Below are 20,750 nucleotides of genomic sequence, written 5' to 3'. Positions count from 1 at the left end.
ATTTGAACAGTACGGAGCGTACAGCAGCTAATATATCAGTGAAAGCCGGGAATATAACCAAGCCGGTTGCTATCAAGCAGTCAGGTTCAACGTTTAGTGTTTCCAAAACAGAGATTGAGTTAGAAAACACGGTAACTTCCGGTTCTGTAACAGTAAAAGGGACTGATGGTTTGCCATGGACGGTAAGTCCGTCTGAGCAAACTAATGGAATAACACCAGCAACTAGCTCTTCCACTGCCACCGGAGTTGACCAGACGTTAACATTTAACGCTACTGCCAATAAGGGAGGTGCTCGTGAAGCAACGTTTACTGTTGCTGTACCAGGTGGTAATCATTCTAAAACAGTAAAGGTTAAACAGAAGGCTGGATTGACAAATACAGTGACGATTGATCAGGCGTTAGCAACAGCTTACAAGGCGTGGAATTCCAACACAGCTTATCCTCCTTTTAATTATGATAATGGAAATGTAACGGGAGGTGGTAGTGATTATAAAGGAAATTCATCTGCTTATACAATAAGTACACCTTATACAGTAGAGGTTGAGAGTACTCAAAGTGCTTCTACGTATGTATATAATAATAGTGCAGCGAAGAATTATTGTACGAGTAAGGGAACAGGTTGGCGTTTGCCTACCCAGATTGAGTTGTTTGCGATGTGGACAAAGTGTAAAGGAACAAATAATGATGCGACGGATAGTGAGGCCGCATCGACAGCACTTGGCGCTAAGTTCATCAGCGGTTGGTACTGGAGTAGTTCGGTCTACAATGGCTACAGCAATTACCGTTGCAGGCTGTACTTCTACAATGGCAATTTCCGTTTCAACGCCACGAGCAACGGTCAGTGTGTTCGCTGTGTCCGGGATAACTGAACAATTTATCAATTTAACAATTTAAAACCCAAAGACCGCCGTAAGGCGGTCGAAATTTGAAAATGAATCAAACAGAAAGGAGTAAGTATATGAAATAAGAAAATAGTCTGGACTTCAGAATACCGTATTGTTACGGCGTATGGTAGCGTCAAGATTCGGACGAATCCGGTTGTCCACAGGATGCGAGTTCTGTTAAAATTATATCGGGGAGCCCCGTTTGTAAGTTATGAGTGGCAACTTCACCGTTCATCAGCAATTGGTACTGGAGTAGTTCGGTCTACAATGGCAACAGCAATAACCGTTGCAAACTGAACTTCAACAATGGCAATTTCAATAACAACAACACGAGCAACAATCAATATGTTCGCTGTGTCCGGGACTTGTTTGGAATCTGCGGATATGAATGTCCAAACAGACGCGAATTTAGAAAGTTTTGAACCTACTTTTGGCTTGATCCAAAAGTAGCCAAAAGATCAAGGCTGCACCTGGTTCGCTACTCCGCATCCTACGTTCGCTGTCGCCTCCGAACTCGCTTCGCTCAAACAGCGGATGCTCCGGGCGCTCTCTACGGCTGCTGCGCTTTACGCTCGCCAGCTGAGGCCTTTCATAGGAAGCGGAGCTTCCTCTTAGGATGGCCGATACTGTCAGTTAAAGTCGAAAACACCTGTTGTATTATAAAGGTGTCGGTATCGGCCATCCACAAAGAACGCTTTGCGTTCTCTGAAAGGCCTTCGGCGGGTGAGCGTCCGCGAAGGGGAAAGACGAAGCGACCCGGAAAAATCCGCTGTTTGAGCGAAGCGAGTTTCGGATTTTTTAAGCGTAGTCTTTCACCGTAGCAGCGAAGCCGGTGCAGCCTTGAACTTTTGGTTACTTTTCTTTCAAGAGAAAAGTAACATTCAAATCTGTCAATAATCGAATTAATAAACTCCGGCAACGGATAGTAACTAAATGTATGTAAATAACAAATAAGAAAATAGTTTGAACTTCAGAATACCATATCGTTACGGCGTATGGTAGCGTCAAGATTCGGACGAATCCGGTTGTCCACAGGGCGCGAGTCCTGTTAAAATTACGTCGGGGAGCCCCGTTAGTAAGTTACGAGTGACAACTTCACCGTTCATCAGCAATTGGTACTGGAGTAGTTCGGTCTACAATGGTAACAGCGATCGCCGTTGCAAACTGAACTTCAACAATGGCAATTTCAATAACAACAACACGAACAACAATAACTATGTTCGCTGTGTCCGGGACTTGTTTGCGAATCTTGAATAAAATGGAGTATGAAATGAAAATAGATTTTGAATCTTTGTTGGAAGCATGGTACGAATGCCGTAAGACTAAACGGAGAACGCCTGCTGCTATGGCGTTTGAGATAGATGCGGAGCATAATCTTTATACATTATATAAAGAGATAGAGGAAGGACGCTATAAGATTTCGCGTTCGGATGCATTTGTCGTACTTGAGCCTGTCAAGCGGGAAGTCTTTGCGGCTTCTTTCCGCGACCGGGTAGTACATCATTATCTGGCAGCACGTATCAACCCTTTGTTTGAAAGGGAGTTTATACTGGATAGTTATTCGTGTCGTGTCGGTAAGGGCACTTTGTTTGCAGTAAATCGCCTGAAGCGGTTTATTGCCCAATGTTCGGCAAATTACACAAAAGACTGTTATGTCCTTCAATGTGATATACGCGGGTTCTTTATGAATATAGACCGTCGTTTACTGGCTGATAAGCTGGATCGTTTTTTGCGGGCCAATTATGAAGGGGATGACCTGGAAACGGTATTATACCTGACCCGGCTGATCGCTTTGGATAACCCTGTATCGAGGGTACATATAAAAGGACACAGGTCTTTATGGAAAGGCTTGCCGAAAGATAAGAGTCTGTTTTCAATGAACGGCATGCCGCTTCCGAACGAAACGAAACCCAGGCAACTCGATTTGTTTGTATGCAACCGTGAATTGGGGTTGCCGATCGGCAATCTGACCAGCCAGTTGTTTGCCAATTTTTACCTGAATGGCTTCGACCATTACTGTAAAAGTAAATTGGGGTTACGTTATTATGGACGGTATGTAGACGATTTCTTTGTCGTACACAACGATAAGGAGTATTTGAAGAGTCTGATACCCTTGTTCCAGCAGTATCTGCAAGAAGAACTGGGGTTGACCCTTCATCCGAATAAAATCCGGCTGACCCATTATACGAACGGTATCCGTTTTGTCGGAGCTATCGTGAAAGGACGGGTTATCCTGACGGGGAAACGGGCCGTGAAAGGGATGCGTAAAGTGATAGGAGAATATAATTATAAGGTATCCAAACACCCGTTGAGCGAAGATGAAGAGGAACATTTTCTACAAAGCCTGAATTCATATTTGGGGCTGATGAGGCATCATAATAGTTTGAACTTGAGGAAGAAGGTAAAAGAATGGCTTTCGCCGGCACTCGACAAACTCTATTATGTCAGTCCTGAGAAAATAGTCCGGAAAGAGAAGGTGCGCCTGTTGCGCCATCAAACGGTACGGAATATTTGCTCGACTATAATAAAAGGTCAGAAAAAGGCCGGGCTGGTTCCCGGAAATTACGACGAATTGTATCAGGTAATATATGCATCCAGATATAATTGTTACGAAATATTGAATCATGGCTTTACATACTGAAACTCCGCTTTATCTGCGGACGGTTGAACTGATAAAAATGATCTATGCCGTATCGCATCACGCGCCCAGAGAGTATAAATATACCCTGATGCAGGATATCCGCAAGGACGCGATGAACCTGACCCGTTGTATCTACCGGGCGAATGTGTCGTTGGACAAGTCGCCCCACCTGATGCAGCTTGTCGACGAATTCGAATTCCTTAAACTGGAAATCCGGCTTTGCAACGATCTGCGGATCATCGACACGGGTAGTTACGCCAAGCTGGTTCTGCTTATGGAAGATATCGGGCGACAAATAACAGGGTGGCGGAAAAGTGTAATCAAATAAAAGAAATTATTTATGGACTTGAAACAGAAGCTGGCTTTGGAGACAGCCGAAAGTACTTATATATACTTATATCGTGAAGGTCTTTTCTGGAAGGCGTATGAGCGTTCGGCAATTAAGTTTATACAGACCATTACCGTTTACCAGGTAAATACCCGTTTCTGTAAAGTGGTCAATATGGAAGTGATCTCGCTGGGTTTTCCGGATGCGGTTCTTCCGAAGATACTTGAAGACCGGGAATACGAACAACCGGATGAAAAGCGGCTGCTTATCCGTTCGGTATTGCTTGGCGACGAGGAGTTTGCAATGGAGAAAAGCCGGTATATATCCAAGACGATGCAGGCGTTGAAAAAGGAAGCATTGCAGGAATCTGTCCTTGTCAGGAAAGAACCGGATGCCGGTGCACAGGTGTTGGAACGGCTGCGTCTGTATGACATCGCAGGGGTGACCCCGATAGAGTGTATGATCTTCCTGTCGTCGTTGAAGAAACAATTGGAAAATAACATAACATTTAAAGACAACTGATTATGAACAAAACAGATTTAGTAAACGAATTAGCAACGAAAATGCGTATTCCCCAGTATCAATCCAGGCAGTTCGTCAATGCCTTTCAGGAGGTACTTGCAGAGACATTGAAACAGGATGCCATCGTGCTTCAGGGGTTTGGCTCGTTTGAACCTTGGGAACAGACAGCGCGCCTGGGACGTAATCCGCGTACGGGTAGCCCTTGTATGATAAATGCCCGTACCAGTGTAAAGTTTAAACCCGGAAAGTTTTTGTTGGAGGCTTTGAATCCTCAAAGCAAATAATGTATGAAGAAAATAGTAACGGAAGGATTGGCCGGCTTGTGTATGCTGGCTGTCCTGCCTTCCTGTAAGACCAGCTGGCAGGAGATGCCGACGGCAGGACGGATGGAAAGAGCCCGGGCCGTTGTTGTTGAGAAGGATTCATCGGCAGCGATCCTGGTGCGTCACACCGAGATCCCTCTATTGAAGATGGATGCCCTGGCTGTTTACGGGGAGATGATAAGTTATCTCTCCCCGGAACCGGAAATCTGTCCGGCAGAACAATTGAGTAGTGAAAAGTTGACGGCTTATATCGGTTTCCCGGCCGGAGGTGTCAGGCTCGACCTGAAATATGGGAATAACCGGGCTGAACTGGAGAAACTGAAAGAACGCCTGTCGCGTTTGCAGGATGGGGAAAAGAAGATACAGTCGGTTCGCTTGACGGGCTTTGCTTCGCCTGACGGGAGCACGGCGGAGAATGAGCGGCTGGCGGGTAACCGGGCTGTTGGTTTTAAAAACTATCTGCAAAAACTGCCGGAGCTGGCGGGCGGCGTGCCGGTCACGATCGACTGGGTAGGCGAGGATTGGGAAGGTCTGCGGGAACTGGTCGCGAAATCGGGTCGTAGCTATCGTACACAGGTGTTGTCGGTTCTGGATACTTATACCGATGCCGATAGCCGGAGGAAGCAGTTGAAGGCGCTTGAAAAAGGGACTGTATATAAGGATATAGAGAAAAGTTTCTTTTCCCGGCTGCGGCGGATGGAGTTGGATATCGCGTATGAGACGACTGTAAAGACGGGGGTGCAATCGCCCGACTTGCAGGCATTGGCGGAAAAGGTCGTTACCGATCCGGATAGGCTGACGCTCGGTGAATTGTTGCAAGTGGCTGTGTTATACCGTCCGGGAACGGAACAGTATCGTGAAGTGTATGAGTTGGCTGCTTACCGTTTTCCCGGTAGCCGGGAGGCGGTGTTGAATGCCGGTGCCGCTTCGCTTGCTTTGGGGGATAAGGAAGCGGCGACCTACTTTTTACAGCAGGTTGCCGATGATCCTCGTTCGTGGAACAATCTCGGGGTACTGGCTTTGATGGAGAATGATCCGTCGGAAGCTGTTTCATGGTTTCGTAAGGCGATGCCGCAGAATCCACGCCTGTCGCGTCATAATATTCGCATAGCGCAGGGATATTAATGGCCTACGGGCTTTTGTGCCGGGCAGCGAGGGCTAATCATTCCCCGTTGTCCGGCACTTTATGTATAACGATTTGAAAGTATTGTTTAAAGGCGGGCATCCTTCCGTCAGAAAGTTTCGGAAGAAACTAAGTGTATTAACCACAGAAGAACAGGAGTTCTACTACAAGGCGGCTTTCGATGCCGCCTTTTGTGACTGGGAACAGATGGACGACCGTTATCATCTGTTCCTGTTTTGCCTGATGCGTAAAGATTGGGAACGTACGATTGTTTATCTGCGTAAGAAGACGGTGCTCGGTACGCTGACTTATCGGTTGCGCGAACCGTTATTATTCCGAAAGCTGCTCCGCCTGTTTGAAGGGCCGCATTCAAAATCGGAGAAGCTCCCTTCGTACATCCATCTGGCTTTTTGCTGTTTTATGGCTTTCGACTATCAGGGTTCGGTAGAATATTTTGCCGATAAGTTCCGGAAAGAGTGTGCCGACACGGATACCCTCTGCGAATTAGTGGATTTGATCGACCTGAAAAACGAAGAGGGCCACCGGCTTTCTCCCGGCCAGCCGGCACCCAATAGCCAATAGTTGTTAAATAAACGGCCAATCCGGCTGCGCTGATATGGCGTAATCTGCATTCGAGGGTTTGAAGAAAAATAGTAAGGCTATCGGTGGCGGATATTGCCCGGGATTGATTACATTTGCATATATTAATGTAAACGTATTAATGGTATAGCCTTATGAAAGATAATTACATCCGCTTCGACTGGGCGATCAAGCGCCTTTTACGACAAAAAGCCAATTTCGGTGTGCTGGAAGGTTTCTTGTCTGTGCTGTTGGACGAAAAGGTGGAGATCATCGAATTGTTGGAGAGCGAGAGCAATCAACAAGCTATCGACGACAAATTCAACCGGGTAGACATCAAGGCTAAAAACAGCAAGGGTGAAATCATCATAGTGGAAGTACAGAACACGCGTGAGCTTACTTTCCTCGAACGTATCCTTTATGGGGTGGCCAAGGCCATCACGGAGCATATTTCTTTGGGTAGCAGCTACTACGAAGTGAAAAAGATCTACTCCGTGAGTATCCTTTATTTCGATATCGGTAAGGGAAGCGATTACCTGTACCACGGTCAGAATATCTTTACGGGCGTACATACGGGCGACCGTCTGGAAGTGAGTGTCAAGGAGAAAGATGCCCTGGTGCATAAACTTCCGGCAGAGATTTTTCCGGAATACTACCTGATCCGTGTGAACGAGTTCAACCAGGTAGCCGTTACGCCGCTTGAAGAATGGATCGAATATCTGAAAGACGGCACCATTCGTCCGGATACGACCGCCCCCGGCCTGAGCGAAGCACGCGAAAAGCTGCTCTATTACAATATGAGCGACGAGGAACGCCGCGCCTACGACGAACACCTGAGCGATATCATGATCCAAAACGACGCACTGGACGGAGCCAAGCTGGAAGGGCGTGTGGAAGGACGTGTGGAAGGCGAACTCAAAAAACAAAAAGAGATTGTTGCAAATATGAAAAAAATGGGTTGTGACATTCCCTTCATTTCGCAAGCTACCGGTTTGACTCCCGAAGAAATAGGGAAGCTGTAAGGTTCGCTTTGTATAAGATTATTTTCTTCAAACCCTCGATATCCTGAACAGGAAGGTATCGAGGGTTTTTTTATACCCTTAAGTGAGTACATCCATCTGGCTGCCGCCATATCAGCGAAGAAACCGGTAAAATGGTCTTCTATCTTTGAAGTGTGTTCGAGATCGGACTTATTATTATTCATTAAACACATTAGTATTATGGCAATCAAATTCAAAATGGTTCCGCGCAAGAATCTGGGGGACGACCAGGCGGAACATCCGGTAAAGCAGTATGCACAGATGGTTTGCGGTGACCTGGTGGCTTTCGAGGAACTGATCGAAGAGGTAACCGACGGCTCGGGAGTGAGTAGCGCCAGCGTGAAAGCGGTGCTGGATCGTGTGAATGTGGTATCGATACGTCATTTGCGCAACGGACGGCGTGTCAATCTGGGGGAGTTGGGGAATCTCCGTTTCTCTTTTGGTTCGGATGGAGTAACCGATGCGAAGGATTTCGATGTAAGTATGATCCGCGAACCGCGTGTTTGCTTCTTCCCCGGTAAGGCGTTGCGTATCGCCAAGAGCCGGACTAACTTCGAGAAGGTGACAGTTTCTGAAGGTAAGAATGAAGGTGAAGGCGGTGGCGAGGATGACAGACCGGTGATCGAGTAATCCGATGAAACGGCTGACAATTCAATTGATTATGGCAATCCTGCTCACATTGAGCGGGATTGTCCTTCTCTTTTGCGGGTTCTGGATCGATCCGCAGGGACTGATCGATAACAGTGTGCTGGTGGCTTTCGGTGAGATCAGTACGTTTGCAGGAGCTCTTTTCGGGGTGGATTATACATATAAACTAAAAATCAATGACAATGGAAAGTAAAAGTAAAAAGACCTGGTTGAGTGAGCATTTCACATTGGAAGAACTTACCTATAGTCGTACTGCGGTAGAGCATGCGATCGACAATACACCGTCTCCCGAAGCAGGGGTGTCGTTGCAACATCTGACCGGTTGTTTGCTGGAACCCTTGCGGCAGTTGTATAAGAAACCGATCGCCGTTTTGAGCGGTTATCGGAATAATGAGGTAAACCGTCTGGTGGGTGGCGTATCTACGAGCCAGCATCTGAAGGGGGAGGCAGCCGATTGTTATACTCCCGAAGGCCCGGCGAAGTTGCTGGAACTTTTGTTACAGTCGGGCTTGCCTTTCGACCAGGCGATCCTGTATAAGCGCAGGAAGTTCCTTCATCTCTCGTTAAAGACTTCAGGAAAGAATCGTATGCAGGTTATTCTCTGTATGTTATGTGTTATCTTTTTGCTGGCGGGATGCGGAGCACGCCGTACGGTGGCAGGTACCTGTCTGGAAGAGCGCAGGGATTCGGTACAGGTAAGCCGTCGGGATAGTTTGATCCGTGTCGCGAACCTGGAGATCACCGACAGCCTTTCGTGGGAGTTGGAGCAGGTCGTATATTTGCCGCCGGACAGTTCCGGCGTGCAATACCTGCAAAGCGTTACCACCGCCAAAGCTTCCCGCATCTGTTCCTGGACGGATTCACTGCTTGCCGTTACAGACAGTCATACGGAATATGAACGTCTTGCTACAGAAAACCTCACGGCTCAACACACCGCCCGGTCTTCGCCCCGGAGCCCTTTCCTGCCACTCGCCGGATTAGCCTTATTATTGCTGTTTTGTCTGTGGATTGTGTGTAAACTAAGGAGGGGGAAATGAGGGTTGTTTTTAAAGAAAATGTTATCTTTGTGTATTTTATGAAATGGTGACGATGGGTAAACCTTATTTCCTGGGAAAGAAAGAGTTGTTTAAAGGACTGGCCATCGAAAAGCTCGAGAAAGGCTATCTGATCCCTTATGTGGCAGATAACCGTGCTTAATTAAAGTGGGTGTTTCTTTCAGTGCGGAAGAACGGAATATTTCGGAATGGATAACGATTGATTAATCATATTGATTATGGGTACTACAATTGAAAATGCAATATTACCATTTAAGCTTCAGCAGTTTGTTGCTTTTATTATGGAGAAGAAAAGGTTTTCTCTAAAGGATGCTTTATGTTATTTATATGGTACGGAACTGTATAATAAGTTGATGGATAGTTCGGCTAAGATGTGGTATTTGAGTACGCTTATTCTTTATGATATGTTGGAAAAAGAAAAGGTGGAGAAGAGGGAACGAGAGACAAAAGATTCGGCTGTATTATTGTTCCAGATATTCTGTATTGAGAACTATAAGGAAGAAAAGCATCTCTCTGCGGAAGAAACTTTGTCACTCTTCATCCAATATGATGTATTTGATTATTTACAGCAGGTATTTGAGATGTTGCATACACAGAGTCGCGAATATATTATATCGGAGGTCGCTACATATATTAAGAACAGAAAAAAGACAGGAAAATGAAATTATATCATGGATCCATAAGTGCGGTGAAGAAGCCGAGCCTTTCGCGAGGACGAAAGAATACCGATTTTGGAAAAGGCTTTTATACGACTACCAGTTATGAGCAGGCCAGAAAGTGGGCCATAATTAAGAGAAATCGTGAGGTTGAGCCTGATAAAACTAAGGCTGTTGTTTCTGTTTATGAAGTTGATGATAATATTCTGAGTAAGGATTATAGTATCCGTCGTTTTAACGGGGCAACATTAGAGTGGCTGGAATTTGTTATTGGAAATCGGAAAGGGAATAAAACGGAACTATTCGATATGGTGATGGGACCGGTTGCCAATGATAAGTTATATGCGACCTTGTTGCTTTACGAACAAGGGACATTGACGGCTGATGCTACAATTGAACAGCTTAAAACTCATGCGCTTTTTGACCAACTTTCGTTTCATTCGACAGAAGCGCTTAAAGAACTTAGGTTCTTGTTTTCCGAAGAAGTCGGATGAAGTAAGGAATGGATAACGAAATTTTAATCATATAAATTTATACAGTATGGATACTCCCAGATACAAGACTATTATTAGTGTATTGAATTCTTCCAGTGAAGGGCTCGATGAATATATCGAGATGAGTAAAAGGATCAGTCTGTTTGTGGAAACCGACGGAGCCAGTGAACCGGAAGGAATGATGGAAGAGGAGTATATTGCGCAATATGCGGTATTGCAGGAAAAGCTTTATAAGGAAGCGTTGGAAAAGAAGAAGAACCTCTCGTGCTGACACGGGAGGTGGTTTATATGAGCCTGGTGCCGGATTAATCCAGCATCAGGCTCATATAGGCTTCCCGCTGAGAGTATCCCATCACTATTCGTGTGAAAGTTTGGATATCCTGCTCTTTCAATAACTTTTCAGATACCGGCGCATCCTTATGGGTGGACAGCCAGTGATGCATCAGCCGTTCCGTATCGATTACGCGGGCCATACCCATCGGGTGTGTTCCGGGAACTACGGGGGGTGTCTTATAGACGGCTTTCTTTACGTTGTTTTGCAAGGTAGCTTCCTGAAGCAGGAGGTTGGCAACCCGGTCGTCGTCGTAAAAGAATTCCTTTATATAGAGTTGTTCGCTTGCTTCCGGTATTCCGGAGGTATGGTCGGGAGGAAGTACGAAAGCCATTCCGACAGGCTGTTCCTGTTCGTCGAGCGCGGTAAGCATTTGTCCGCCGGATAGTTGCAGGTCGCGCAGGATAGTGATAAAGTCATCCTTTGTGTGCAATATGCAACAGGGACGTTTGCGTATTTGGCGGTCGAAGTATTTATAAAGAAGGTCTATCGAAGGAACTTCGGGCGGAACAACCGTCAGCTTCGGTGCCCATACCGGTTCTGCAGGGCGGATATATGTCTCTTCAGAGTAGTCGAATACCTCCGTATAACCTTGTTCCCGGTAATAATCGAATAACCAGGGATCGGCGGGGATCAGTGCCGTTACGGCTACCGACCGGTATTTCATTTCCTCGAATGCGTTTTGTATGAGTTGTCTCATCAGGCCTTTTCCGCGCATAGAGGGGAGGGTGCAGGCTCCCGAAATATAAGCTACGGATATTTCCGTTCCATAGTATGTCATGGTGTAGGGCAGCATCTGCAGGGCAGACACCACCTGACCGTCCTTTTCTATCACCAGGGTATTTTCTTCTTTATATACCCGGTCGAAATAAAGGCGTATAAATTCTTCCGTATCATTAAACGAGAGACGCCACAGATCGATTACTTGTTGCTTGTTCATCTTTTTTATTGTTTTGCGTTTTCTTTATCGCGGCATTCTTCTCTAATAGTATGACCGGGTTATAAGAAAGTTTTGCTTTGCGTAGTCCGGGGATACCCAGGTCTTCTTCCCGGTTGACATAGGTGAACTGTTCCGGCAACCGGGAAGCGAATTCCTGGTTGATAACCGTATAGGCCCCTTCGTAGTTTACATCGGCCTTTTCCACATGTACCCCGAAAGTATCGTGGTTGATCGGTGCTCCGAATGTAAAGGCTATTACTTTTCCGTCGACGAGCAGGGCACCGCCTAACAGTCCGAGTTCGTCGAAATGATTGAGGGCATAGGTCATGGAAATACGTTCGTAATTCAGATCTTCCGCATCGTCTTCCGTACGGTTGGCTTTATACCAGGTACATTCCAGCTTCAGGCACTGGGAAATCAGTTCCGGAGTGATAGGAGAATATTCGTACTCGTATCTCTTCTTGAAATTGTTGATATGGTTGCGTTTGGACTGGAACTTCTTGCCTTTTAATAGTGCCAGGTCTTCACGCAGGTAGATATAGTCGAAATAATCCCGTTCAGCAATATAAAAGAATCCTCCCGGTAATGCCTTTTCAAGCATCTCTTTGGCATCGGGCGTCACCCCCAGCATACATAGCGGATGGCCGTGTTCCTGCGAATCGGCCTCCAACATTTCCAACGCATGCCGCAGGTCGCCTTCTCCTGCCGGGGTCATGTAGACCATCCTGCTTTTATCTTCTATCAGGAAGCGGATCAGCAAAAATCCGTCGACTACGGCGAACTCCGTGTCGTATAGGAAACGCCAACTGCAAATGTTGGCGAACGAGTAATCGCAATTGCGATAATTGTGAGGATAGGTAAAGGAGGTAATTGTCTCCTTATCCTCTATAGTAATTGGTTTAAAAGGAATCTTCATCGTTTTTCTTTTTGTCGTGCAAATATAAAACTAAAAAGGATGCACGAATGTTTAGAACGGAAATAATAATGGCAGTATAAAGACCATAATTACTCCCATGATGAGCTGCAGGGGAAGCCCTACTTTTACATAATCCATAAACGTATATTTACCGGCCGACATCACAAGTGCGTTCGGCGGAGTGGAGAATGGAGAAGCAAAACACATACTGGCTCCGACTGTTACAGCCAGCAGGAACGGGTAGGGGCTTACACCTATGGCAATGGCCGATTGCAGGGCGATCGGGGCGACAAGGACAGCTGTTGCCGTGTTGCTGATGAACATGGTTAACAGTGAGGTTGTGAAATAGATTCCTGCCATTAAGACAAGCGGCCCGTAATTGCCCAGTCCTCCTACCAACTTTTCAGAGATGAGCGAGGAGGCGCCGGTCTTTTCCAACGCGAGCGACATCGGCAGCATGGCTGCGATCAGTACGATACTTTCCCAGTTGATCGTTTTGTAGGCATCTTCCACATTTCGGAAACAGCCTGTCAATACCATCAGGATGGCGGCAATAAGTACGGCAGCTACGGGAGGAATGGGGATAAAGTCGAACACCATAGCTGCGATCATCAGGGCCATGATACCGGCGGCTACGGGCGCTTTGTAGTCGAGAGTAACTTTGGAGGCTTCTTCGACAGGTTGTCCGAGTACCACCCATTGTGACTGTTTCTTACTCATACGGGCGATATCGTCCCAGTTACCTTGTATCAGGAGAATATCTCCGGCATGCATCTTTACATCTTTTACATCGGACAGGATATATTCGTTTTTACGTTCTATCCCTAATATGTTGACTGAATATTTATCACGGAAACCGGAGTCTTTGACGGCTCGGTTGATCAGTTTGGAGTCGGGCATCAAGAGAACTTCGGCGATACCGATCTCGCGGACACTCAGTTTTTCCTGGTCGCCTGTAAATTCGGAAACCTGCGACTCGGTGAGATCCAGGTGGTTCTCTTTGACAAACCTGTCGATATTATCGAAGTCGCCGAATACGTATAGGATATCTTCTTCATGGATTTCCGTATCGGGGCCTGCCAGTTTCTGATCGACCGTTTTCATGAAACGGCTTTGCGAAGAGGATTTGCGTCTGATCTCCAGAATAGTAAGATTGTAGAGGCTCGTGATGTTGAGTTCCTGCAATTTCTTGTTACGTATCCGTGAGTCTTTATGTACCCGAATCCGGTATAGGTTGTCGGAAAGGCTATATTTGGTAGCCAACTCCTGCGGGGAACGGCCGGTGGTTACATCGTTTTTTTTGTTATCTTCTTTCTTCACCAGGAACCATTTGCTCAGTGGGATCAGGACGATGATACCGACTGTAATACAGACGATACCTATCGGGGTAAACGAAAAGAATGAAAGATCGTTATAGCCTGCATTCGACAATGCTTCTTGTACCACAAGGTTCGGAGGCGTACCGATCAGCGTGGCCATACCTCCCATACTGCTGGCAAACGCAAGGGGCATAAGGAAACGGCCGGGATTGATATTGGCATTGACCGCCATACTGACAACGATCGGCAACATCAGGGCTACAGTCCCGGTGTTGCTGACAAATGCACCGATAAAAGCTGTAACCAGCATAATCAGTATAAATAGTTTGATCTCGCTGGTTCCTGCCAGATGGAGTATTTTACTACCGATCATCTTGGCCAGTCCTGTCTTGAAGATGGCTCCACCTACTACGAACAATCCGACCATCATAATGACAACGGAATTGGAGAAACCGGAGAGCGCTTCTTCCGGAGTCAGAATGTTGAATACCATTAATAGGACCAGCGCACAAAGAGCAACAAGGTCTGAACGGATCTTCCCGTTTACGAAAAAGAAGGCCGAAAGAGCCAGAATAATAAGAGTTGTTATCATAAAATGTTCTTAAGATGGTTTTAACTAAAGATAAAATCCTACTCTATAATAAACTAATAATGACGTTTATATGTTTACCCGATACTTAATTTATACGCTAAAAATAGTAATTAAAAAATGAAAACAGAAAGAATATTACCCGTTGATCTTTACAATACGGTGTCGACACCTGAGCTAACGCTTGAAAGTTCGCTGAAGATCCTATATGTAAAAGATGGTGAAAACTGTAAGCTGCTTCCGTTGGACTCGGGTACATTGGCCGTGATCTGTACCGGGGGAACTTTCAGCTGCCAGGCTATGCATCAGGTTTATGATGTAACTGCAGGGCAGCTTCTATTGGTTGCCAGTGATGATGTAACAGAAATAAAATCTTTCCAGTCTACCGGGTTTACCGGTATAATCGTTTATGTATCCGAAGAGTTACTTATTAACCGGCAACGTCTTGTTTACCGCGATATCCCTTCTGACGAGATTGAAGAAACAAGAACTTATCTGAGGCTGATCGAATCGCAGGTCGAGCAGATGAAGGAGATGCGTGCCAAAGTGGTGGAGTCGCTGCTCCGAGCTTTGATCATAAATCTGCAACAGGGAAAATCGGTCTCGGAAGTGCCCAAAACAGAAAATTCACTCTTTTTTCAACAATTTGCGACCTTAATTAGCCGATATCATCATTCTCCTGCGTACTTTTACGCAGAAAAGTTAGGGATCACTTCGCAGGAACTGAATATCCGGTGTAAGCAAGGTGCGGGAATATCGGCTGCCGAATGGATCAGTGAGTTCGTATTGCTGGAAGCAAAAGACTTGTTGTCGAAAACCCGCCTGCGTCCTTCGCAGATTGCTACGATGCTGGGGTTTGCCAACCACGATACTTTTTCCCGTTGGTTCCGCAGGAATACGGGGGAGATCCCTACCGAATGGAGGTAATAATATATAACGTACAGGAATACCATGAATTTATCATTTGAAAACAGTAAGATCAAAGGAAAAGTTATTTTATCGGATTCGCTGGATACTAACCCGGCTTTATTGAAAGACAAAACATTGTATAAGTTTATTTGGGTTGTTTCCGGTCGGCTTGAACTGGATGTCGATCATCAGACTGTCGTATTGGATGCGGGGCAGTTGCTTACTTTGTCTCACCTGCATCATCTGGATTTTATCCGGGTGGACGGAACCTATCTGGCATTGATGTTCAATAGTAATTTCTACTGTATCTATGGTAATGATCATGAGGTCTCGTGTAACGGCTTGTTGTTTCACGGCTCTTCGCATGTTGTGATTTTTGACCTGTCTGACGAAGAGCGGCGCAAGATCGATACGTTGACGGGTATTATGCGCGAGGAATTCGAGAGTCGTGACCATTTACAGGACGAGATGCTCCGTGTTTTATTGAAACGCTTTATTATATTATGTACGCGTGTGGCGGAAAATCGGCATGGGGTGAGACAAGAGAACGGGGTGCAGTTCGAGACGATCCGTAAGTTCTATGTATTGGTCGACACCTGGTTCAAGGAAAAGAAACAAGTACAGGAATATGCCGATATGCTGAATAAATCTCCCAAAACATTAGCCAACCTGCTGGCTACTTACCAACAACCTTCGGCTATCCGCATTATCCATAACCGGATACAGGCCGAAGCGGAACGCTTATTGCTTTACACCTCCAAAAGTTCCAAAGAGATCGCTCTGTCGTTAGGGTTCGAAGACCAGGCAACTTTCAGCCGCTTCTTCAAAAATACGACGGGAATGAGTACGACAGAATACCGGAAGAAGAATAAGATCATCAAAGAATAGCCAAATCGCCAACTTTTCAGGAAAAATGAACATCCCCTTAACCGTCTGCATTCTTTACTTTTGTACCATCAGCCTTTGCTATTAGGGCAGAGTGATAGATAACTATTATCAGAATATAGATAAAATTTTACGAACAATTAGGTTAAAACAGCTGTTCTGTTTATAGCTTAGTCTAAAAAAAGAGGAGGATTGTTGGATGAAAAAGTACGATGCAATTATCATTGGGTTTGGTAAAGCCGGTAAAACACTTGCCGCAGAGTTGGGAAACAGAGGCTGGAATGTCGCTATTATCGAGCGTTCGTCCGGAATGTACGGAGGAACCTGTATCAACATCGGTTGTATCCCGACAAAAAGACTGGTGTATATGTCGAAAGTCATATCCTACCGTAAACCTTCTTCCTTCGAACAATATACCGAAGAGTTCCGCCAGGCGATTGCCGGGAAAAGGGAACTTACCTCTTTGCTGCGTAAAAAGAATTTTGACAATCTCGATTCGAAAGACACTGTGACTGTCTATACAGGCGTCGCCTCTTTCCGTTCCTCTCATGAAATAGAAGTAAAAGCAGGCAACGAAACCCTCCTCCTGGAAGGCAAAAAGATATTTATCAATACGGGAGCATCTACTATCATCCCGCCCATCAAAGGTATAGAAGGAAATCCGTTTGTCTATACCAGCACCTCGATCATGGAATTAGATAAGCTACCCCGTCGGCTGGTGATTGTCGGAGGCGGTTATATCGGCCTGGAATTTGCATCTATGTTTGCCGGTTTCGGTTCGGAAGTGATCGTATTGGAAGGGGGAGACAAGTTTATTGCCCGTGAGGACCGCGACATTGCCGATGCGGTAAAAACGGTACTCGAAAAGAAAGGAATCACTATCCATTTGAATGCTTTGGTACAGTCGATTGAACACAATGACACCGGAGCTGTTATAACATATAAAGAGAAAGAAGAAAACGAAGTACAACTTCCTGCCAACGCTGTATTGCTGGCAACCGGACGCCGTCCGAACACCACAGACCTGCATCCGGAAGCTGCGGGGATAGAGATCTCCGATCGGGGAGCCGTTATTGTGGACGACCATCTGCGCACCAATGTCCCGAATATATGGGCAATGGGCGATGTGACCGGTGGTCTTCAATTTACCTATATTTCTCTGGACGATTATCGCGTGATAAAAGACCAGTTGTTCGGCAACGGGCAGCGCACGAAGGATGACCGTGTGGCGGTTGCCTACTCGGTATTTATCGATCCCCCGTTGTCGCGCATCGGGATGGGAGAGGAAGAGGCGCTACGCTCCGGAAGGAAAATAAGCATTGCGCGGATTCCGGCTGCTGCATTCCCACGGACACGTACTTTCGAACAGACGGACGGCCTATTGAAAGCGATCGTCGATACGGAAACAGGAGAGATAATGGGATGTACACTTTTCTGTGCCGAGTCGACAGAGGTGATCAACACTGTATCGCTTGCCATACGTGCCGGAAAGGATTATACATTTTTGCGGGATAGTATTTATACACACCCGTCGATGAGCGAATCGCTGAACGATTTGTTCGCATTGATAAAATAGTGAAAACGAAATATAAAATAGAAAAGAACATGAAAAAAGCAGATATCGGACTGATCGGTCTCGCCGTAATGGGGGAGAACCTGGCTCTGAATATGGAAAGCAAAGGTTTTACCGTTGCTGTATATAATCGTAACTTTCCCGGTGAAGAAGGAATAGTGGATCGTTTTGTGAATGGCCGTGGTAAAGGCAAGAATTTTATAGCCACCCATTCGATCGAAGAACTGACGGAGGCTGTAAAGCGTCCGCGCATCATTATGATGATGATCAAGGCCGGTGCGCCGGTCGACGAAATGATTGAACAACTATTGCCTCATATGTCGCCGGGCGATGTTATCATCGACGGAGGTAACTCAGACTTTCACGATACGGAACGCCGCGTGAAGGAAGTGGAAGCGAAAGGCCTGTATTTTATAGGTTCGGGTATTTCCGGCGGAGAAGAAGGGGCACTGCACGGTCCTTCTGTAATGCCCGGAGGTTCTCCCGAAGCATGGCCGATTGTAAAGGATATCCTGCAAGGTATTGCAGCCAAGCTGGATGACGGTACTCCCTGCTGCCAGTGGATCGGACGCGGTGGAGCCGGACATTTTGTGAAAATGGTCCATAACGGTATCGAATATGGGGATATGCAATTGATCTCTGAAGCGTACTCATTGTTGAAAAACCGGAAGGGACTCGACAACGATGAAATGTCGGTCGTATTCGAAGAATGGAATAAAGGGGAACTGGACAGCTTCCTGATCGAGATCACGAAGAATATCCTTCGTTTCCGTGATGAAGACGGCAAGCCGTTGCTGGATAAAATACTGGATGTGGCCGGACAAAAGGGGACAGGAAAGTGGAGTGCTATCGCTGCTATGGATGAGAGCGATCCACTGACTTTGATCACTGAAGCCGTATATGCCCGTCTGTTATCGGCTCTTTATGTCGAGCGCGAAAAAGCTTCCGGTTTGTATCCCGAACCTGTCGAGTTGGGAGAGAACCTGTTCGTTGAAGAGATACGTCAGGCCTTGTATGCTTCCAAATTGATCTCGTATGCCCAGGGATTCTCTTTGATACGCCGTGCTTCCGAGCATTATGATTGGGATCTGGATTACGGAACTATTGCACAGATCTGGCGCAAGGGATGTATCATCCGTTCCGTCTTCCTGCAGAAGATAACGGAAGCTTACCGCAAGAACCCGAAGTTGGAGAATCTGTTGTTCGACGACTTCTTCCGTACAAAGATACAGAAAGCCTTACCTTCCTGGCGTAAAGTCGTTGCCGAAGGAGCCTTAAGTGGAGTGGCCCTGCCGGCTATGAGTTCTGCTTTGAGTTATTTCGACGGATTACGTACCATGTACTCGGCTGCCAATCTGATCCAGGCACAGCGTGATTACTTCGGAGCCCATACCTATGAAAGAACCGACCGTGAACGTGGCCTCTTCTTTCATACCAACTGGACGGGTGAAGGTGGAAATACCGTTTCCGGAACTTATAATGCTTAACCCGGTGGAGGATGTGAGGATGAACAGACCAAATGATCAGTTACTTGTTATTTTCGGAGCATCGGGCGACCTGACAGGCCGCAAGTTGCTTCCTGCACTTTTTGAATTGCACGTCAGCAATATGTTACCAGAACATTTTGCGATACTGGGTGCTGCGCGCACCACATTTACGGATGAAGAATTCCGTGCCGAACAACGTAAACATATCCTGGAAGCACGGGGAAATAAGGAAACAAACAGCGAAGATCTGGATAAATTTCTTCAGATACTTTTCTACCTGGCATTCGATTCGACCAATACCGCCGAATATGTGAAACTGAAAGACCGTATCCATCTTTTGCAGCAGGAGGAACACCTTCCCGACAAGGTGATCTATTACCTTGCCACGCCGCCGCTGATGTATGAACTGGTTCCGAAGTATCTTCAGGAGAACGGTATGAATGTTGCCGCTTCGGAAGACGGCTGGCGCCGCGTAATTGTGGAGAAGCCTTTCGGTACGAGCCTGGATACAGCACAGCAACTGAATCAGCATCTGTGTCGTATTTTCGATGAGAAGGAGATTTACCGGATCGACCATTATCTGGGAAAAGAGACGGTGCAGAACATTCTGGTACTTCGTTTCTCGAACGGTATATTCGAACCGCTGTGGAACCGGAACTATGTCGACTCGATCGAGATCAGTGCCTCAGAAACGCTGGGTGTGGAGAACCGGGGTAAGTATTATGATGGTGCCGGTGCCTTGCGCGACATGATACAGAACCATCTGATGCAATTGATGGCCTTTGCGGCAATGGAGTCGCCTTCGGTATTCGATCCGGAGTCGATTCGCGACGAGATCGTGAAGGTTTTCCGTTCGATCCGCCCTTATACGATCCGTGAGATAAACGAATGGGTGGTACGGGGACAGTACGAGGGATATCGGGAAGAAAAGAACGTAGCTCCCGATTCGAATACGGAGACGTATGTCGGTATGAAGTTTTTTATCGATAACTGGCGGTGGAGCGGTGTGCCGTTCTATTTCTTTACCGGGAAGAAGTTACCGGAGAAGTCGTCGGAGATCGTTATCCATTTCAAATCGACTCCGCACCAGTTGTTTGCCGGACAATGTTCGGGCAGTTCCTGTAATAAGCTGGTGATCCGTATCCAGCCCGACGAAAGCATCACGTTACGTTTCGGACTGAAGATGCCTGGTGCCGGATTTACGGTAAAGCAAGTCGGAATGGAGTTCCGTTACGATTCATTGTCAAAGACTCATTTGCCGGATGCCTATGAGCGTTTGTTATTAGATGCTATGCTGGGAGATTCTACCTTGTATGCACGTAGCGATGCTTTGGAGGCTAGTTGGCGTTTTATCGACCCGATCCTGCATCATTGGAAAGAAGAAGGGGCGAAGCGATTGTTTTTCTATGAACCGGGACAGAACGGACCGATAGAAAGAATGATGTTAGGCGCAGACTCCATGGGGGCTCCCTGCGATTCCTGCGGCTGATTAATAAAAATGAATATTA

At 46.4% G+C, this 20,750-nt stretch carries 22 protein-coding genes and 1 pseudogene; 20 read left to right on the top strand and 3 right to left on the bottom strand.

The window, feature by feature from the left end; translation table 11 throughout:
* The 15 genes and pseudogenes from M1P97_RS07550 to M1P97_RS07485 all read left to right on the top strand — a co-directional run.
* On the top strand, positions 1–869 hold an 869-nt coding region (locus tag M1P97_RS07550; RefSeq protein ID WP_249388745.1), incomplete at its 5' end, for an Lcl domain-containing protein.
* A 1,285-nt stretch (positions 870–2,154) separates the two neighbouring features.
* Entirely contained in the window at positions 2,155–3,525 is a 1,371-nt protein-coding gene (locus M1P97_RS07545; RefSeq protein WP_249388744.1) for an RNA-directed DNA polymerase, read from the top strand.
* Positions 3,509–3,853, top strand: a complete 345-nt coding sequence (locus M1P97_RS07540) for a four helix bundle protein (protein WP_195372216.1) — start codon at positions 3,509–3,511, stop codon at positions 3,851–3,853. The genes M1P97_RS07545 and M1P97_RS07540 overlap by 17 nt, the downstream gene beginning before the upstream one ends.
* A 12-nt stretch (positions 3,854–3,865) precedes the next feature.
* Positions 3,866–4,375 (top strand): hypothetical protein, encoded by a 510-nt coding sequence (locus M1P97_RS07535; protein ID WP_249388743.1) that lies wholly within the window; start codon positions 3,866–3,868, stop codon positions 4,373–4,375.
* A 2-nt stretch (positions 4,376–4,377) separates the two neighbouring features.
* Positions 4,378–4,659, top strand: a complete 282-nt coding sequence (locus tag M1P97_RS07530) for an HU family DNA-binding protein (protein ID WP_195372214.1) — start codon at positions 4,378–4,380, stop codon at positions 4,657–4,659.
* A gap of 3 nt (positions 4,660–4,662) precedes the next feature.
* Positions 4,663–5,823: an OmpA family protein gene (locus M1P97_RS07525; RefSeq protein ID WP_249388742.1), complete on the top strand. Its 1,161-nt coding sequence runs from the start codon at positions 4,663–4,665 to the stop codon at positions 5,821–5,823.
* Between the two features lie 73 nt (positions 5,824–5,896).
* Positions 5,897–6,403, top strand: coding sequence for a hypothetical protein (locus M1P97_RS07520; RefSeq protein WP_249388741.1), 507 nt, complete (start codon positions 5,897–5,899; stop codon positions 6,401–6,403).
* A gap of 152 nt (positions 6,404–6,555) precedes the next feature.
* Positions 6,556–7,422: an Rpn family recombination-promoting nuclease/putative transposase gene (locus tag M1P97_RS07515; protein ID WP_195372211.1), complete on the top strand. Its 867-nt coding sequence runs from the start codon at positions 6,556–6,558 to the stop codon at positions 7,420–7,422.
* A 198-nt stretch (positions 7,423–7,620) separates the two neighbouring features.
* Positions 7,621–8,070: an HU family DNA-binding protein gene (locus M1P97_RS07510; protein ID WP_195372210.1), complete on the top strand. Its 450-nt coding sequence runs from the start codon at positions 7,621–7,623 to the stop codon at positions 8,068–8,070.
* A 4-nt stretch (positions 8,071–8,074) separates the two neighbouring features.
* Positions 8,075–8,281, top strand: a complete 207-nt coding sequence (locus M1P97_RS07505; protein ID WP_028729074.1) for a hypothetical protein — start codon at positions 8,075–8,077, stop codon at positions 8,279–8,281.
* Positions 8,271–9,125 carry a D-Ala-D-Ala carboxypeptidase family metallohydrolase gene (locus M1P97_RS07500; RefSeq protein WP_195372209.1) on the top strand — a complete coding sequence of 285 codons (855 nt, stop codon included), beginning with the start codon at positions 8,271–8,273 and terminating at the stop codon, positions 9,123–9,125. The genes M1P97_RS07505 and M1P97_RS07500 overlap by 11 nt, the downstream gene beginning before the upstream one ends.
* A gap of 37 nt (positions 9,126–9,162) precedes the next feature.
* Positions 9,163–9,350 (top strand): annotated as a pseudogene (locus tag M1P97_RS26480) (hypothetical protein); the annotation flags it as partial.
* Positions 9,351–9,361: 11 nt separating this feature from the next.
* Complete coding sequence (locus tag M1P97_RS07495; RefSeq protein ID WP_195372208.1) at positions 9,362–9,805, top strand: DUF3791 domain-containing protein; 444 nt, start codon at positions 9,362–9,364, stop codon at positions 9,803–9,805.
* Positions 9,802–10,293 carry a DUF3990 domain-containing protein gene (locus M1P97_RS07490; RefSeq protein WP_195372207.1) on the top strand — a complete coding sequence of 164 codons (492 nt, stop codon included), beginning with the start codon at positions 9,802–9,804 and terminating at the stop codon, positions 10,291–10,293. Before M1P97_RS07495 ends, M1P97_RS07490 begins: the two co-directional genes overlap by 4 nt.
* Positions 10,294–10,339: 46 nt before the next feature.
* Entirely contained in the window at positions 10,340–10,564 is a 225-nt protein-coding gene (locus tag M1P97_RS07485; RefSeq protein ID WP_195372206.1) for a hypothetical protein, read from the top strand.
* 34 nt (positions 10,565–10,598) lie between these two features.
* On the opposite strand, the gene M1P97_RS07480 is transcribed toward M1P97_RS07485, so the two are convergent.
* The 3 genes from M1P97_RS07480 to M1P97_RS07470 are packed head-to-tail and all read right to left on the bottom strand — an operon-like array spanning position 10,599 to position 14,391.
* Positions 10,599–11,564, bottom strand: coding sequence for a GNAT family N-acetyltransferase (locus M1P97_RS07480; protein ID WP_249388740.1), 966 nt, complete (start codon positions 11,562–11,564; stop codon positions 10,599–10,601).
* The gene (locus M1P97_RS07475) at positions 11,521–12,480 is read right to left on the bottom strand and encodes a DUF2156 domain-containing protein (protein WP_249388739.1); all 960 of its coding nucleotides are present in this window, start codon (positions 12,478–12,480) and stop codon (positions 11,521–11,523) included. The genes M1P97_RS07480 and M1P97_RS07475 overlap by 44 nt, the downstream gene beginning before the upstream one ends.
* A 51-nt stretch (positions 12,481–12,531) precedes the next feature.
* On the bottom strand, positions 12,532–14,391 hold the full coding sequence (locus tag M1P97_RS07470) for an SLC13 family permease (protein WP_195372203.1): 1,860 nt from the start codon (positions 14,389–14,391) through the stop codon (positions 12,532–12,534).
* A gap of 117 nt (positions 14,392–14,508) precedes the next feature.
* Here M1P97_RS07470 and M1P97_RS07465 point away from each other — a divergent pair, with 117 nt between their 5' ends.
* The 5 genes from M1P97_RS07465 (at position 14,509) to zwf (ending at position 20,731) form a co-directional block, all read left to right on the top strand.
* Positions 14,509–15,315 carry a helix-turn-helix domain-containing protein gene (locus M1P97_RS07465; protein WP_195372202.1) on the top strand — a complete coding sequence of 269 codons (807 nt, stop codon included), beginning with the start codon at positions 14,509–14,511 and terminating at the stop codon, positions 15,313–15,315.
* 24 nt (positions 15,316–15,339) lie between these two features.
* Positions 15,340–16,185 (top strand): AraC family transcriptional regulator, encoded by an 846-nt coding sequence (locus tag M1P97_RS07460; RefSeq protein ID WP_129733217.1) that lies wholly within the window; start codon positions 15,340–15,342, stop codon positions 16,183–16,185.
* 196 nt (positions 16,186–16,381) lie between these two features.
* Positions 16,382–17,758, top strand: coding sequence for an FAD-dependent oxidoreductase (locus M1P97_RS07455; protein WP_249388738.1), 1,377 nt, complete (start codon positions 16,382–16,384; stop codon positions 17,756–17,758).
* Between the two features lie 29 nt (positions 17,759–17,787).
* Positions 17,788–19,242: a decarboxylating NADP(+)-dependent phosphogluconate dehydrogenase gene (gene gnd / locus M1P97_RS07450; RefSeq protein WP_249388737.1), complete on the top strand. Its 1,455-nt coding sequence runs from the start codon at positions 17,788–17,790 to the stop codon at positions 19,240–19,242.
* A gap of 19 nt (positions 19,243–19,261) precedes the next feature.
* Complete coding sequence (gene zwf, locus M1P97_RS07445) at positions 19,262–20,731, top strand: glucose-6-phosphate dehydrogenase (RefSeq protein WP_195372287.1); 1,470 nt, start codon at positions 19,262–19,264, stop codon at positions 20,729–20,731.
* Positions 20,732–20,750 lie beyond the last annotated feature (19 nt).

The organism is Parabacteroides leei (assembly GCF_023369805.1).
GTDB classification, from domain to species: domain Bacteria; phylum Bacteroidota; class Bacteroidia; order Bacteroidales; family Tannerellaceae; genus Parabacteroides; species Parabacteroides leei.
Note: the sequence above shows the minus strand (reverse complement) of the source record. Positions and strands in the feature narration are given on the sequence as shown.

Bases quoted from the DNA above. Each gene is read 5' to 3' on its own strand.
- zwf (WP_195372287.1), top strand. From the start codon at position 19,262: ATGAACAGACCAAATGATCAGTTACTTGTTATTTTCGGAGCATCGGGC.
- M1P97_RS07490 (WP_195372207.1), top strand. From the start codon at position 9,802: ATGAAATTATATCATGGATCCATAAGTGCGGTGAAGAAGCCGAGCCTT.
- M1P97_RS07460 (WP_129733217.1), top strand. From the start codon at position 15,340: ATGAATTTATCATTTGAAAACAGTAAGATCAAAGGAAAAGTTATTTTA.
- M1P97_RS07470 (WP_195372203.1), bottom strand. From the start codon at position 14,391: ATGATAACAACTCTTATTATTCTGGCTCTTTCGGCCTTCTTTTTCGTA.
- M1P97_RS07525 (WP_249388742.1), top strand. From the start codon at position 4,663: ATGAAGAAAATAGTAACGGAAGGATTGGCCGGCTTGTGTATGCTGGCT.
- M1P97_RS07485 (WP_195372206.1), top strand. From the start codon at position 10,340: ATGGATACTCCCAGATACAAGACTATTATTAGTGTATTGAATTCTTCC.
- M1P97_RS07545 (WP_249388744.1), top strand. From the start codon at position 2,155: ATGAAAATAGATTTTGAATCTTTGTTGGAAGCATGGTACGAATGCCGT.
- M1P97_RS07510 (WP_195372210.1), top strand. From the start codon at position 7,621: ATGGCAATCAAATTCAAAATGGTTCCGCGCAAGAATCTGGGGGACGAC.
- M1P97_RS07480 (WP_249388740.1), bottom strand. From the start codon at position 11,564: ATGAACAAGCAACAAGTAATCGATCTGTGGCGTCTCTCGTTTAATGAT.
- M1P97_RS07515 (WP_195372211.1), top strand. From the start codon at position 6,556: ATGAAAGATAATTACATCCGCTTCGACTGGGCGATCAAGCGCCTTTTA.
- M1P97_RS07495 (WP_195372208.1), top strand. From the start codon at position 9,362: ATGGGTACTACAATTGAAAATGCAATATTACCATTTAAGCTTCAGCAG.
- M1P97_RS07465 (WP_195372202.1), top strand. From the start codon at position 14,509: ATGAAAACAGAAAGAATATTACCCGTTGATCTTTACAATACGGTGTCG.
- M1P97_RS07505 (WP_028729074.1), top strand. From the start codon at position 8,075: ATGAAACGGCTGACAATTCAATTGATTATGGCAATCCTGCTCACATTG.
- M1P97_RS07475 (WP_249388739.1), bottom strand. From the start codon at position 12,480: ATGAAGATTCCTTTTAAACCAATTACTATAGAGGATAAGGAGACAATT.
- M1P97_RS07530 (WP_195372214.1), top strand. From the start codon at position 4,378: ATGAACAAAACAGATTTAGTAAACGAATTAGCAACGAAAATGCGTATT.
- M1P97_RS07540 (WP_195372216.1), top strand. From the start codon at position 3,509: ATGGCTTTACATACTGAAACTCCGCTTTATCTGCGGACGGTTGAACTG.
- M1P97_RS07455 (WP_249388738.1), top strand. From the start codon at position 16,382: ATGAAAAAGTACGATGCAATTATCATTGGGTTTGGTAAAGCCGGTAAA.
- gnd (WP_249388737.1), top strand. From the start codon at position 17,788: ATGAAAAAAGCAGATATCGGACTGATCGGTCTCGCCGTAATGGGGGAG.
- M1P97_RS07535 (WP_249388743.1), top strand. From the start codon at position 3,866: ATGGACTTGAAACAGAAGCTGGCTTTGGAGACAGCCGAAAGTACTTAT.
- M1P97_RS07500 (WP_195372209.1), top strand. From the start codon at position 8,271: ATGGAAAGTAAAAGTAAAAAGACCTGGTTGAGTGAGCATTTCACATTG.